Annotated in this window: 13 protein-coding genes; 5 read left to right on the top strand and 8 right to left on the bottom strand. The window is 72.5% G+C overall.

Going from position 1 to position 12,655, the window contains the following annotated elements:
* Positions 1-32: 32 nt before the first annotated feature.
* From ACFQS1_RS26865 to ACFQS1_RS26855, 3 genes are all read left to right on the top strand, one after another.
* Positions 33-569, top strand: a complete 537-nt coding sequence (locus ACFQS1_RS26865; RefSeq protein WP_378973460.1) for an RrF2 family transcriptional regulator — start codon at positions 33-35, stop codon at positions 567-569.
* Positions 570-716: 147 nt separating this feature from the next.
* Positions 717-1,769 carry a glycoside hydrolase family 26 protein gene (locus ACFQS1_RS26860; protein WP_378973459.1) on the top strand — a complete coding sequence of 351 codons (1,053 nt, stop codon included), beginning with the start codon at positions 717-719 and terminating at the stop codon, positions 1,767-1,769.
* Positions 1,770-1,836: 67 nt separating this feature from the next.
* Positions 1,837-2,163 (top strand): TraR/DksA family transcriptional regulator, encoded by a 327-nt coding sequence (locus tag ACFQS1_RS26855; RefSeq protein WP_378973458.1) that lies wholly within the window; start codon positions 1,837-1,839, stop codon positions 2,161-2,163.
* 17 nt (positions 2,164-2,180) lie between these two features.
* Here ACFQS1_RS26855 and ACFQS1_RS26850 read toward each other — a convergent pair whose 3' ends face one another.
* The 7 genes from ACFQS1_RS26850 to ACFQS1_RS26820 all read right to left on the bottom strand — a co-directional run bounded on the left by ACFQS1_RS26850 (position 2,181) and on the right by ACFQS1_RS26820 (position 10,239).
* Positions 2,181-3,641, bottom strand: coding sequence for a PQQ-dependent sugar dehydrogenase (locus ACFQS1_RS26850; protein WP_378973456.1), 1,461 nt, complete (start codon positions 3,639-3,641; stop codon positions 2,181-2,183).
* Between the two features lie 31 nt (positions 3,642-3,672).
* Entirely contained in the window at positions 3,673-5,010 is a 1,338-nt protein-coding gene (locus tag ACFQS1_RS26845; protein WP_378973454.1) for a cytochrome P450, read from the bottom strand.
* 119 nt (positions 5,011-5,129) lie between these two features.
* Positions 5,130-5,708, bottom strand: coding sequence for a dihydrofolate reductase family protein (locus tag ACFQS1_RS26840; RefSeq protein ID WP_378973451.1), 579 nt, complete (start codon positions 5,706-5,708; stop codon positions 5,130-5,132).
* Between the two features lie 66 nt (positions 5,709-5,774).
* Positions 5,775-6,617, bottom strand: coding sequence for a helix-turn-helix domain-containing protein (locus ACFQS1_RS26835; protein WP_378973449.1), 843 nt, complete (start codon positions 6,615-6,617; stop codon positions 5,775-5,777).
* 90 nt (positions 6,618-6,707) lie between these two features.
* Entirely contained in the window at positions 6,708-8,123 is a 1,416-nt protein-coding gene (locus ACFQS1_RS26830) for a serine/threonine-protein kinase (RefSeq protein ID WP_378973446.1), read from the bottom strand.
* Between the two features lie 39 nt (positions 8,124-8,162).
* The gene (locus tag ACFQS1_RS26825) at positions 8,163-9,566 is read right to left on the bottom strand and encodes a right-handed parallel beta-helix repeat-containing protein (RefSeq protein WP_378973443.1); all 1,404 of its coding nucleotides are present in this window, start codon (positions 9,564-9,566) and stop codon (positions 8,163-8,165) included.
* A 133-nt stretch (positions 9,567-9,699) separates the two neighbouring features.
* Positions 9,700-10,239 (bottom strand): TetR/AcrR family transcriptional regulator, encoded by a 540-nt coding sequence (locus ACFQS1_RS26820; protein ID WP_378973441.1) that lies wholly within the window; start codon positions 10,237-10,239, stop codon positions 9,700-9,702.
* A 214-nt stretch (positions 10,240-10,453) separates the two neighbouring features.
* On the opposite strand from ACFQS1_RS26820, the gene ACFQS1_RS26815 reads away from it, so the two are divergent.
* Together ACFQS1_RS26815 and ACFQS1_RS26810 are read left to right on the top strand one after the other, a co-directional pair.
* Positions 10,454-11,017, top strand: a complete 564-nt coding sequence (locus ACFQS1_RS26815; RefSeq protein WP_378973439.1) for a metal-dependent hydrolase — start codon at positions 10,454-10,456, stop codon at positions 11,015-11,017.
* A gap of 81 nt (positions 11,018-11,098) precedes the next feature.
* Positions 11,099-11,800, top strand: coding sequence for an endonuclease V (locus ACFQS1_RS26810; protein WP_378973436.1), 702 nt, complete (start codon positions 11,099-11,101; stop codon positions 11,798-11,800).
* A 27-nt stretch (positions 11,801-11,827) separates the two neighbouring features.
* Here the strand turns inward: ACFQS1_RS26810 and ACFQS1_RS26805 are convergent, their stop codons facing one another.
* Positions 11,828-12,553 (bottom strand): SDR family oxidoreductase, encoded by a 726-nt coding sequence (locus ACFQS1_RS26805; RefSeq protein WP_378973434.1) that lies wholly within the window; start codon positions 12,551-12,553, stop codon positions 11,828-11,830.
* Positions 12,554-12,655 lie beyond the last annotated feature (102 nt).

The following is a 12,655-nucleotide window of genomic DNA, read 5'->3' as shown; positions in this document are numbered from 1 at the left end:
CACGACTTATCCGAGTCAAGTAGGCTGTGACCATGAAGATGTCCGGCGGTGTCGAGTGGGCCCTGCACTGCGCGTTCGCGCTGACCGCCGCCGACCGTCCGGTGCCCGCCGCCCGCCTCGCCGAGCTGCACGACGTCTCCCCCACCTACCTGGCCAAACAACTCCAGGCGCTGGCCCGGGCCGGCCTGATCCACGCCGTCCAGGGCCACGCGGGGGGTTACGCGCTGAGCCGCCCGCCGTCGGAGATCACGGTGCTCGACGTGGTCGAGGCGATCGACGGCCGCTCCCCCGCTTTCACCTGCACCGACATCCGCACCCGCGGCCCCATGCCGGCGTCCCCGGAGGCGTGCCGGACGCCGTGCGCCATCCACCAGGCGATGATCGCGGCCGACGATGCCTGGCGCGCGTCCCTGCGCTCGGTGACCATCGCCGACCTGGCGTCCGGCGTCACCGCCCAGCACGGGCCCGGCATCCTGACCGGCATCCGCGGCTGGCTCGGCGCCGAGGGCACAGCCCGGGGGGGTGTGAAACCTCAACCCGGGGCCGGCGCCGCCGATCGCCACGGTTGACGCGCACCCCGCCGGGCGGTTGCCGTGCGGGCTGCGCCGGACGCAACCGCCCGGCACCCCGGCGGGCACTTGCCGTGCACCGTTCGCCCCGGAATCTCTTTCGCATGCCCGGCCGACCACGCGGCTGGACAACGCGGGGGAGATTGAATGTTTCGCAAGTCCGTGTACTCGCTTGCCGCTGTGCTCGCCGGTGTCGGCGCGGCCCTGAGCGGAGCCGGCCAGGCGGCCCAGGCAGCGGCCGGCGCGCCGGTCGCCAAGACCGCGTGCGTGACCGACGCCAAGCTGGTGCCGAGCTGCAACGTGCTGTGGGGCGCCGCCGCCGGCGGTTTCACGAACCTGCCGCGCGACCACGAGCTGCGCACCTGGGAGAATCTCTCCGGGCGCACCTCCACCATCTTCCACACGTACCACAAGGGTGACGAGAAGTTCCCCACCGCCGCCGAGATCGCGATGACCCAGGACCGGGCGCACCCCCGCGTGCTGCTGCTGAACTGGCGCGTGGAGTACGGCTCGACCTGGGCGAACGTCGCCGCCGGCAAGCTCGACCGGCGCATCGACGCCTTCGCGGCGCGGATCAAGGCGACGTACGCGAACAAGAAGTTCTTCCTCGTGCTCAACCACGAGCCCGAGGACGACGTGCGCCCGAACGCGGGCTCCGGCATGACCGCGAAGGACTTCCGCGCGTCGTTCCGCCACGTGATCCAGCGCCTGCGCGCGAAGGGCGTCAGCAACGCGGTCAGCGTCGTCGCCTACATGGGCAACGAGAAGTGGATGGCGCAGTCCTGGTGGAAGGACCTGTACCCCGGTGACGACGTGGTCGACTGGGTCGGCCTCGACTCGTACGTGAGCGCCGAGCAGAACTACTACCACCACGGCCTGTTCGGCGACCTGCTCGACCGCCGCGCCCCCGGCGGCGCCGGCTTCTACGACTGGGCCGTCCGCAACCACAAGAGCAAGCCCATCATGGTCGCCGAGTGGGGCGCCTACCACCGCGTCGGCCGGGTCACCGACAAGTCGGCCCAGTACGACAGCGTGCTGCCCGAGCTGCGCAAGCGCCCCGCCATCAAGGCGATCGTCTACTTCGACACCAAGAAGGACGCCTTCGGCGACCGCGACATCAGCATCAACAGCTCGGCGAAGAGCCTCGCCACCTTCAAGAGGCTGGCCGCTGACCCGATGTTCAACGTCCAGCTCCGCTGACTGTCCCGTTACACCACGAGCCGCCCGGCACCATGCCGGGCGGCTCGCCGCTCGTTAAGCTGCGGGAATGGTGCGGGACGAGCTGCTGCGGCTGCGCGCGAGCGCGGAATCCGAGGCGGCGACGCTGGCCCGCGACCTGCAGGCGCTGTTCACCGCGTCGCGGGACTCGAACGCCGACGACGAGCACGACCCGGAGGGCGCCACCATCGGCTTCGAGCGCGCCCAGCTGACCGCGCTGCTGGCCGCGGCGCGCGAGCGGATGGCCGAGGTCGACGAGGCGCTGCGCCGGGTGGACGACGGCACGTACGGCATCTGCGAGAGGTGCGGCCGGCCGATCGCCGAAGAGCGCCTCACCGCGCGGCCGTTCGCGCGCCACTGCATAGCCTGCGCATAGCGCGCTACCGCATGGCGTCAGGATGCCATGCAAGCGACGCCGTTGAGGCGGAAGTCGCTGGGCGCGGCGTTGGTCCCGCTGTGGGTGGCCTGGAAGCCGAAGGTGACCGTGCCGTTCGTGGGGACAGCGCCGTTCCAGGACGCGTTGCGAACGGTCACCGCCGGGCCGGACTGGGTGTAGGTCGCGTTCCAGGCGTTGCCGATCTGCTGGTTGCCGGGGAAGGTCCACGCCAAGGTCCACGAGGCGATCGCCGGCCCGGCGTTGGTGACGGTCACCGACGCGGTGAAGCCGGTGTTCCACTGGTTGACCTCGTACCGGACCGCGCACGCGGCCGATCCCGAGGGAGACGGCGAGGGCGAGGACGGCGACGGCGAGGCCGATGAGGGCGAGGCCGATGAGGGCGACGGCGAGACGCCCGTACGCGGGAAGCGGATCACCCGGTCGTCGGTGGCCGCCGGGGTGCCGCGCCCGTCGCGGTTGCTCGTGGTCACCCACAGCCAGCCGTCCGGTCCGGCCTCGACGGTGCGCAACCGGCCGTAACTCCCGGTCAGCTGGGCGGTCGGGGTGCCGGCGCCGCCGTTGCCGTCGAGGGGCACCTGCCACAGGCGGGTGCCGCGCAGGGCGGCCACATACAGGGTGTCGCCGACGATGGCGGCGCCGCTCGGCGAGGCCTCGGCGGTGGACCACTGCACGATCGGGTTGCGGAAGCGGGGGTCGGTGCCGGTGCCCTCGACGGTGGGCCAGCCGTAGTTGCCGCCGGCCACGATCAGGTTGACCTCGTCCCAGGTGTTCTGGCCGAACTCGATGGCGAACAGCCGGCCCTGGGCGTCCCACGCCAGGCCCTGCACGTTGCGATGGCCGAGGCTGTAGACGCGCGAGCCGGCGAACGGGTTGTCGGCCGGCACGCTGCCGTCGGGACGCATCCGGAGGATCTTGCCGTTGAGGCTCTGCTGGTTCTGGGCGTTGGCGGTGTTGCCCGCGTCGCCGACGCCCGCGTAGAGCATGCCGTCCGGGCCGAACGCGATCCGGCCGCCGTTGTGGATGCTCGCCTTGGCCAGCCCGGTCAGAACCGGCTCCACGGTCTGCGGCGAGCTGAGCCGGAACCGGACGATCCGGTTGTCGGCGGCCGCGGTGAGATAGGCGTACAGGTAATTGTCCTGGGCGTATGTCGGGGACGCGGCCAGGCCGAGCAGGCCGCCTTCGCCGCCGGGCACGACGCCGGGCACTGTGGCCACCGTCCCGGGCGCGGCGCCGGGCCGCAGCCGCAGGATCCGGGCGGACATCCGCTCGGCGGTCAGCGCGCTGCCGTCGGGCAGGAAGGTCAGGCCCCAGGGCACCTCGGCGCCGGTCGCGACCACGTCGGGCCGGGTGAAGTCGAAGCTGGGCGTCGCCGCCGCGGCGGGTGCGACCAGCGCGGCCATCGCGGCCAGCACGGTGGTGGCACCGGCCGCGGCCAGGACGACGGTTCGCCTGCGCATGTGCTACCTCCCGGCAGTAGAGAGACAGCCATCAATGTAACAGGGAATCCCCGAGGTTGACCGGCAGCTCGTCGAGGCCGAAGACGATCGAGGCCCGGCGGAACTTGAGCTCGGCCGGCGGCACCGCCGGCGTCATCCCCGGGAAGCGGCGGATCAGCGCCGGGTACGCCGTGCGCAGCTCCATCCGGGCCAGCTCCGCCCCGACGCAGCGGTGGATGCCGTATCCGAACGCCATGTGCGATTTGTGCGGGTTGCGGGCGGGGTCCATCCGCTCGGGGTCGTCGCCGATCACGTCGTCGCGGTCGGCGCCGCTGAGCGAGCAGATCACCACGTCGCCGGCGCGGATGTCGGCGCCCCCGACGCGTACGTCCCGGACCGCCACCCGGGGGAAGGCCACCTGCACCACCGTGAGGTAACGCAGCAGTTCCTCGACCATCTGGTCGACGTTGTCGCCCTCGCGCATGCGGGCGGCCATGCCCTCGTCGCTCATCAGCACCAGCGCGCCGAGCGCCAGCATGCTCGCCGACGTCTCCAGCCCGCCGGTGAGCACGCCGTCGGCCAGGCCGGCCAGCTCGCGGTCGTCGATCTCGTCGCCGTGCGCCCGGATCAGCGAGCCGAGCAGGCCGTCGCCGGGGTTGCGGCGCTGCTCGGTGATCAGGCCCCCGAGGTAGGTCAGGGACTCGCCGATGGTGTCGAGCGTGGTGTGCGCGCCGTCGGCCATGTCGAACCGGGCGGTGCTCAACTTCTGAAAATAATCACGATCGGCGTACGGGACCCCGAGCAGCTCGCAGATCGTCAGGGCGGGGATCGGCAGCGCGAAATCGTGCCAGAGGTCGGCCGTGCCGTCCATCTCGGCCATCGCGTCCAGGCGGCCGGCCACGATCGCGTCGATGCGGGGCTGGAGGCGGGCGAGGCGGCGCATGGTGAACTCGGGCGTGAGCACCTTGCGCAGGCGGCTGTGCACCGGTGGGTCGGCGAATCCGAGGCCGCCCGGGTCCTGGGCGACGCTGATGCCGATCCGGCCGGCGAACTTGCCGAAGTCGTTGCTGTAGTTGTCGACGCTGCCGAGCACCTGGCGGACCGGCTCGTAGCCGGTGACCAGCCAGGCACGCAGGCCGAACGGCAGGGGCAGGCGGGCGACCGGGCGCCGCGAGCGCCACTCAGCCATCCGCGGCACCGGGTCGAGGCCGTCGCGGTGCAACGGCCAGAGGATCTTCTCCGGCAACATCGACAAGCCCGCGTACGGGCCGTTGCCGCCGGTGAACCGGCGCGCGACCAGTCCCAGCACCTGTGTCCGCACCGCGGACACCATCGCCGTCATGCCCACCGGGTCCTCCACCACCGCCGCCGGGATTTTCGTTCGGAGCATGATCACACGGACCCCATCAAATTCCGGTATGGCCCGCGATGAAAATCCTCACTCGTTCCGGGGGTTCCCGTCGACGAAACAGGCACGGACGGTGGCACAACGTGCCGAAAGTACCAACGCTAGCGGCGCACCTTGAACCGCAGGTGCAGGACCCGCTCGCCCTGGATGACCACATGCGGGTCGGCCAGCAGGTGCTGCCCGTCGACGCCGCCGAAATAGCGCCGGCCCGACCCGAAGACCACCGGCACCACGTCGATCGCCACCTCGTCCACCAGCCCGGCCGCGAGGATCTGGCCGCCCACCTCGCCGGCGTTCACGGCGACGTCCCGGTCGCCGGCGAGCTCCTTGGCCTTGGCGACCGCCGCGGTCACGTCGTCGACGAAGTGGTACGAGGCCTCCGGGTGCCAGCCCTCGGGCTTGGGCCGGTGCGACACCACGACCACATGGTCGCCCGCGGGCGGCTCGCCCTCCCAGCCGTTCACCTGGTCGAAGAGGCGGCGGCCCATGATGATCGTGCCGAGGCCGGCCCACGTCGACCGGACGTAGTCCGCCGACGCGCGCGAGACCTTCATGCTGCCGCCCTCGACGATCGGGACGTCCCCGCCGAAGTACCAGTCGTGCAGGGGACCGACGTCGTCCTTGTCGTCGGCGATGAAGCCGTCCACCGACGCCACGCTGTGCATGATCACTGTGCCCACGAGTGCTCCTCCTTGTGCGGTCGCCCCCGATCCTGTCGGGCGGGCGGCCGCCCGGCTTGTAAAAAATCACTCGGCCGGCATCGGGCCCGCGTCCGGCGGGAATCCCGGCTCGGCCGGGAAGCGGCGGCGCAGGTCCAGGTAGCCGGTGGGGGTGTGCCCGGTGAAGTCCTTGAACTCCCGGCTGAAGTGCGCCTGGTCGAAGTACCCGGCCGCGTGGGCGAGCTCGGCCCAGTCCACCGGGCGCCGCGGGTCCACCGAGGTGATCAGCTGGGCGAACCGGTAGATCCGCGCCATCCGCTTCGGGGTGATCCCGACGTGCTGCTTGAACCGCGCGGCCAGCAGGTTGCCGGTCACCCCGGCGGCGTCGGTCAGCGCGCCGATCGGGACCGCGCCGTTGGCCGCCTCGAGGCGCTCGCCGGTGTGCTGGACCAGGCCGAGCCCGCGTGCCGACCGGCCGGCCAGCCGCGATCGCAGCTCCTGCTCCAGGACCCGCAGGGTCGCGGTGGCCGGGGCGCGGTCGCCGGCCCGGTCGCGGATCCGCTCCACCGACCGCCGCCAGCCGCCGTCGACCGGCATCCACGTGTCCCGCAGCTCGGTGGCCGGCGGGTCGACGAACGGGGACAGCCCCCACGGTTTGAAGTGCACCCCGACGAGCCGGAGCGGCTTCGGGTACTCGACCACGAAGCGCCTGGTCCAGACCCCCATGAACCAGCCGCCGGTGAGCACCACCGGCGGCACGGCGGGGTCGGAGTCCCACAGGCGCACGGGCCCGCCGAGGTTGACGAACAGGTGCGCGGACGGCATCGGGGGCACGCTCATCAGGCGGTGCCGCGGCCGGCCGCTCATGCAGTAGATGTCGTCGATGAACAGGTCGAGCGGTGGGGCGGGCACCCGGCCGACGTAGTCCATCGGCCCATTGTCGCTCCGCGCCGCGGTTTCCTCCCCGCCGGCCTCTCCCTCACTGGCGGCTGATCAGGTCCGACACGGTCACGGCGAGCATCAGCCGAAAGACGGACTCAGGGTCGCCGCGATCCCGTCGAGATCCGGCAGGGCGTCGCCGTCGAGCTCGCCCTTCGCGCGGAGCTCGCGCACCCGCTCGCGAAACTTGTCGAACCTCTCGGCGGCGTCCTCGGCCTTGCCGGCGTCGCGGGCCCGGGTGACGCGTTCGAGGTCGCGGAGCAGGGACTTGGCCGGCTTGCGCGGCAACTGTCCGCTGTCGGCCTGCTGCTGGAGCACGACGGTGAGGGCGGCGAGCCGGTCGGCCGGGGTGGCGCGGGCGGGCGCCGGGCTCGCGACGGCCGGCGAGGGCGCGGGCGAAGGCCCCGTCGCGGTGGCCGAGGCCCTCGCGGACACCGCGGGCGCCGCGGGGTCGGCGGCGGGTACGGCGGGCGGCCGGCCACCGCCGGTCGCCAGGGCGAACACCAGGGCGATCGCCAGCACGGCGGCGGCGCCGGCCAGCAGCATGTACTTCGGATCCCCGGCCCACCGATGGCCGCGCCCGGCGCGCGCCGCGGGAAGCACCGCCGTCACCTCGGGGAGCAGCCTGGTGGCGGCGGCTGCGACGGCCTGCGGGTCGGCGGGCTCCGGTGTGCGCTCGCTGACCGCCCGGAGCCGGTCCCGAACCGACCAGGCGGTCCGGGGCCGGTCGGCGGGGCGCTTGGCCAGCAGCTCGTCCACCAGCCGCTGCAGCTCGGGCGGCACGTCGTCGCGGTGCGCCCGCAGCGGCACCGGCGGCTCGTTCAGATGCAGGTCGAGCACCTCGATCGGGTGGTCCGCGGCGAACGGCGGCGCCCCGGCCAGCATCGCGTACAGCACGCAGCCCACCGCGTACAGGTCGGCGCGCCCGTCGACCGGGTCGCCGGCCGCCTGCTCGGGGGCCATGTACTGACACGTGCCCACGACGTTGCCGGCGCCGGTCAGCGCCGCGTCCCCGCCGGCCCGGTCGAGCAGCGCGACGCCGAAGTCGCACACCTTCACCAGGCCGGACGGCGTGACCAGGATGTTCGACGGCTTGATATCGCGGTGCACCACGCCGGCCGCGTGCGCCGCGCCCAGCGCGTCACAGACCTGCGCGGCGATCGAGACCGCCGAGCCGACCGGCAGCCGCCCGCGCTGCGCGATCGTCTCGGTCAGGCTCCGGCCGTCCACCAGCTCCATCACCAGGTACGCGGCGTCCTCGGCGATGTCCACGTCGTACACCCCGACGATGTTGTCGTGCGCCAGGCCGGCCACCGACCGGGCCTCGCGGCGCAGTCGCTCCAGCGCCGCCGGATCGGTCCGCGCGCTCGCGTCCAGAATCTTGACCGCCGCGTTCCGGTCCAGGCGGGTGTCGCGCGCCTCCCACACGGTGGCGGTGCCACCGCGCCCGAGCCGTCGTTGCAGTCGGTAGCGGCCGCCCAGTACGCGATTCGACATAGCGAGAAGAGCGCTGACCGGCCGCGGCGCGTTACACCCCTATCGGGTGGTTCGGTACGTGCTCGCCCGGTCCTGGCCGCTCGCCGCCCGGTAGTCGGCGAGACCCCGCCGCTCGACGCCGTTCCAGATGTACAGCTCCTGCCCGGCGGGCACCCGGCCGCCGTACGCGTTGTGGTCGAGCACGAGCCGGGCGTTCCGGGCCGCGCCGCCGGCCGGCTCGACCCGCTGGAGCAGCACCGCCTGGCCCGGGTTCGCCGAGACGACGGTGTTGCCGGTGATCGTGGTGTCGTGGACGTAGTACTGCAGGAGCAGCTCGGGCGACCCGTCCCGCAGCGTGTTGTTGCCGCGCAGGAAGTTACCGGTGACCGTGATGTCGTACGCCTCGCCGCGGTCCTCGTCGTACCCGCCGATGGCCAGGCCGGTGAAGCGGCTGCGGGTGACGGTGTTGCCGGTGACCCGGATGGCGTTCGTGCGGCCCTGCTTCCACTCCGAGGCGACCTCGATGCCGATGTCGGAGGCGTCCACCTGGTTGCCGGTGATGGTGATCGAGCCGCCGCCGTCGACGTAGATGCCGTCGGCGCAGTTGCACCAGGCGCCGTCCTCCCAGTACGCGGGGTTGCCCTCGCTGATGATCCGGGACACCCTGTTGCCGGCGATGAGCCCGTGCCGCGCCCGGTTGACCTCGGTGAAGCGGGCCGGCCCGGCGATGGTGTCCTCGAACCCGATGGCGTCGATGCCGATGTTGTTGTTGTCGTGGATGACGTTGTGGGTCACCGACCAGCCGTCGACGTTGCCGTTGAGCACAAGCGTCTCGCTGGCGCCGAGGACGAGGTGGTCCAGCTCGTTGCCGGTGATCCGGACGTCCGAGATCGGCCGGGCCGCCCTGGTGCCGTACACGGCGATGCCGTGCGCGTTCATCTCGAAGCTGCCCAGCGTGCCGTTGTCGTTGCCGAGGTGGTGCACGTGGTTGCCGGTGAGCCGGATCGCGTGGCCCGAGCCGGTCACGAAGATGCCGATCGGCACCGCCGCCGTCGACCTGGTGCGGTAACCGGTCACCGTGAGGCCCTGCACGGTCACGTCGGAGCTGTCGCGGATCTCGACCATGCCGCTCTGGTCCGCGGGCGGCTTGAGGCCGGCGCCGTCGAGCACCGGGGTCGCCCGCACGGCGGCCCGCACCGTGACATGGGCCCGGTTCTCGACGACGATCCGCTGACCCGCGTACCTGCCGCCGGCCAGGACGACCGTCCCGCCGGAGCGCCCGAGCCGATCGACGGCGAGTTGCGGCGTTCGCAGCGGGGAGCGTGCGGTGCCGGCGGCGGAATCGGACCCGTGCGGTGACACGTACAGGGTGGTGCCACGATGCGCCTGCGCCCCGGCCCCGGAGAGGGCGAGGACGACGGCCGCGATGCTGACCAGCACGGCGATACGGCGGACGAGCGACATGCCGCGTACTATCGCCCGGCTCCCTCACCAGCGCAAACGCGCAATTCGGGTTGCACGTGACGCGCGCGATCCGGGCTCGCGCGGCGGGCCCGCGATCCATTTCGCGCACGAATCGCGCAATCCACTTTGCACATCAGGCGAGCAGCCCGGCCCGAGCCGCCATCGCGGTCACCGCCGCCGCCCGGTCCGCGTCCGCCTCGCCGATCGGGTCGCCGGTGATGTAGAGGCGGGCGTAGTAGGGCGCCCCCAGCTGGCGGATGACCTCGGCCGCGTCCGTGTTCGCCGGGATCTCGCCCCGGGCCACCGCGCGGGCGACGATCGGGGCGGCGTTGGCGACCCGCCCGGCGAAGAAGTCGGTCAGCGCGGCGCGGGCCGCCTCGTCGTGGACGGCCTCGCCCACCACGATGTCGAAGACGGCGCGGCTGCGCGGGTGCAGCAGCAGGGTGACCGCGCTGCGGGCCAGCGCGCGCAGGTCCCCCTCCAGCGAGCCGGTGTCGGCGACCGGGATCTCGACGGCGGCGGCCTCGTGGAAGAGGTCCACGACGAGCTGGCCGACGCTCCCCCACCGCCGGTACAACGTCGTCTTGGCCACACCGGCGCGGCGGGCGATCCGCTCGATCGTGGTGCCCGCATAGCCGACTTCCAGCAGTTCCTCCTGGAGGGCGGCGGCCACCGCCGTACGCGTGCGGGCCGTGCGGCCCCCGGGGCGTGAAACCAATGGAAACTCCAGTTGCGTTAGTGGTGTACGCTCATCTTAACGCAACTCTAGTTCACTTTACGGAAGGAAAGACCATGTCGTTCTTCGTGGGCGTGCTGCTGTTCGCCGCCCTGGCCGGCGTCCTCGACGCCAAGCTCGTGCGGTGGCCCCGCGTGCGGCGGTCCGGGAAATGATCACTGGACACTTCGGCCTCGCCGCGGCGGTCAAGTCGGCCGAGAAACCGGTGCCGCTGTGGGCTCTCATGCTCGCCACGGTCTGGCTCGACATCATCTTCGCCCCGCTGTTCCTGGCCGGGATCGAGACCATCGACGACGTCCCCGGCACCGACGGCGGCTACGGCGACGGCATCATCCACGCCGACTACACCCACTCATTGGTGGGCGCCCTGCTGATCGCGGCGGTGACCGGCTGGCTCTGCGCGCTCTGGTGGAAGAACCGGCGGGCCGGCGTGGTCATCGGCGCGGTCGTGTTCTCCCACTGGCTGCTCGACCTGCTGGTGCACCGCGCCGACATGCCGATCCTGCCGGGCAACCTCGGCGACCTGCCCCGGCTCGGCCTCGGGCTGTGGCAGTACCACGCGCTGACCGCCACCATCGAGGCGCTGCTGCTGCTCGCCGGCGCCGCGCTCTACTGGCGGGCCGCGCGGAAGGCGGGCGGGCGCGCCACCCTGATCACCGCCATCCTCGTCGTCAGCGGCGGGCTCACCCTCGCGCTGGATCTCGCGGGGATCTGACGGGAGTCGCGCGGCCGCGGGGTGGTTGACGGACGCTCGCCGGCGCATGGTGGAATGCACGCACTTCCCCGAGGGCGAGCGATGACGCAGAACTGGACAGTCGTGCCGTTCGTGGCACCGGCGGACGCCGCCGAGGCGGAACGGATTCAGGAGTCCCTGCGGGAACGGCTGTTGCTCCCGCAGGGACGGATCGAGACGCCGGCCACGGTCACCGGTGTGGACATCTCGTACGCGGTGGGCAGCCGCCGGGCCGTCGCCGCCGCGGTCACGGTCGAGGTGCACAGCCTGCGGGTGCGGGAGGTGGCCACCGCCGAGGGTGACATCACTTTCCCGTACGTGCCGGGTCTGCTCGCCTTCCGCGAGCTGCCCCTGTTGCTGGCGGCCCTCGGCCGCCTCGGGCAGCGGCCCGAGATGCTGGTCTGCGACGGCTACGGCGTCGCCCACCCGCGCCGCTTCGGCCTCGCCAGTCACCTCGGCGTGCTGTTCGACCTGCCGGCCTTCGGGATCGCGAAATCGCTGTACCTGGGCAGCCACGCCGAGCCCGGCCCGCGCCGCGGCGAGTGGGCGCCGCTGACCGAGGGCGGCGAGGTGCTCGGCCGCGCGGTGCGCACCCAGACCGAGGTCAACCCCGTGTACGTCTCGGTCGGGCACCGCATCGGCCTGGCCGACGCCACCGACCTGGCGATCGCGCTGAGCTCGCACTTCCGGATCCCGGAGCCGACCCGTCAGGCCGACATCGTCTCGCGGCAGGTCCTGCGCGACAGCTGGCGCGGCATGACCTGAGACCATCGCGCCGTTGCCAGTTGCTTTTCACCACGGCACCGGGCCCTCGTCGTCGAAGAATCCGCCGGTCGGGCCGTCGTCCGGGATCGTGGCGAGGTGAATCGCGATCCGGGCGCCCTGCTGCGGCGTGCGGAAGCCGCGGTGGCCGTTCAGGTCGGTGGCGCAGAAACCCGGGCACCCGGCGTTGATCAGGATGTTCGTGTCGCCCAGCTCCTTCGCGTACTGGATGGTGACCGCGTTGAGGAAACTTTTCGACGGCGCGTAGGCGGCCGAGATCGGCCCGGTCTCGGCGCCCGGCACGCTCTGGCGGGCCAGCGAGCCGACCGTGCTCGACATGTTCACGATCCGCGGGCGCGCCGACCGGCGCAGCAGCGGCAGCATCGCGTTGGTCACGCGGATGACCCCGAGCACGTTGGTTTCCACGACATTTCGCACGATCGCCGGGTCCACAAGCGTCGGTTCCTGCGGCCGGCCGCCGGTGATCGCGGCGTTGTTGACGAGTACGTCGAGCCCGCCGCGCTCCTCGAGCAGCCGGGCGGCCGCCGCCACGCTCCGGTCGTCGGTCACGTCGAGCGGCACGCCGAACGCGTCCGCGCCCGCCGCCCGCAGTTTCCCGACCGCCTCCTCCCGGCGCGCGTCGTCCCGGGCGCCCACGCCCACGCTCCATCCGAGCGCGCCCAGCCCCGCCGCGATCTCGTACCCGATTCCCTTGTTCGCGCCGGTGACCAGCGCGATCGTCGTCCGTTCGCTCATCACCCGATCCTGTCGGCGCCGCCGGACGGCCGCCAACACCATCTGGGTGGGCGGCGATACCCGGCGGGTATCGCCGGCTTCGGCCCGGTCCGCGCGCTCACC

This window comes from Paractinoplanes rhizophilus, from assembly GCF_042664765.1.
GTDB lineage: Bacteria > Actinomycetota > Actinomycetes > Mycobacteriales > Micromonosporaceae > Actinoplanes > Actinoplanes rhizophilus.
Note: the sequence above shows the minus strand (reverse complement) of the source record. Positions and strands in the feature narration are given on the sequence as shown.

Coding starts and splice junctions, on each gene's coding strand:
- ACFQS1_RS26860 (WP_378973459.1), top strand. CDS start 717: ATGTTTCGCAAGTCCGTGTACTCGCTTGCCGCTGTGCTCGCCGGTGTC.
- ACFQS1_RS26825 (WP_378973443.1), bottom strand. CDS start 9,566: ATGTCGCTCGTCCGCCGTATCGCCGTGCTGGTCAGCATCGCGGCCGTC.
- ACFQS1_RS26830 (WP_378973446.1), bottom strand. CDS start 8,123: ATGTCGAATCGCGTACTGGGCGGCCGCTACCGACTGCAACGACGGCTC.
- ACFQS1_RS26850 (WP_378973456.1), bottom strand. CDS start 3,641: ATGCGCAGGCGAACCGTCGTCCTGGCCGCGGCCGGTGCCACCACCGTG.
- ACFQS1_RS26810 (WP_378973436.1), top strand. CDS start 11,099: ATGACGCAGAACTGGACAGTCGTGCCGTTCGTGGCACCGGCGGACGCC.
- ACFQS1_RS26815 (WP_378973439.1), top strand. CDS start 10,454: ATGATCACTGGACACTTCGGCCTCGCCGCGGCGGTCAAGTCGGCCGAG.
- ACFQS1_RS26855 (WP_378973458.1), top strand. CDS start 1,837: ATGGTGCGGGACGAGCTGCTGCGGCTGCGCGCGAGCGCGGAATCCGAG.
- ACFQS1_RS26835 (WP_378973449.1), bottom strand. CDS start 6,617: ATGGACTACGTCGGCCGGGTGCCCGCCCCACCGCTCGACCTGTTCATC.
- ACFQS1_RS26805 (WP_378973434.1), bottom strand. CDS start 12,553: ATGAGCGAACGGACGACGATCGCGCTGGTCACCGGCGCGAACAAGGGA.
- ACFQS1_RS26845 (WP_378973454.1), bottom strand. CDS start 5,010: ATGCTCCGAACGAAAATCCCGGCGGCGGTGGTGGAGGACCCGGTGGGC.
- ACFQS1_RS26865 (WP_378973460.1), top strand. CDS start 33: ATGAAGATGTCCGGCGGTGTCGAGTGGGCCCTGCACTGCGCGTTCGCG.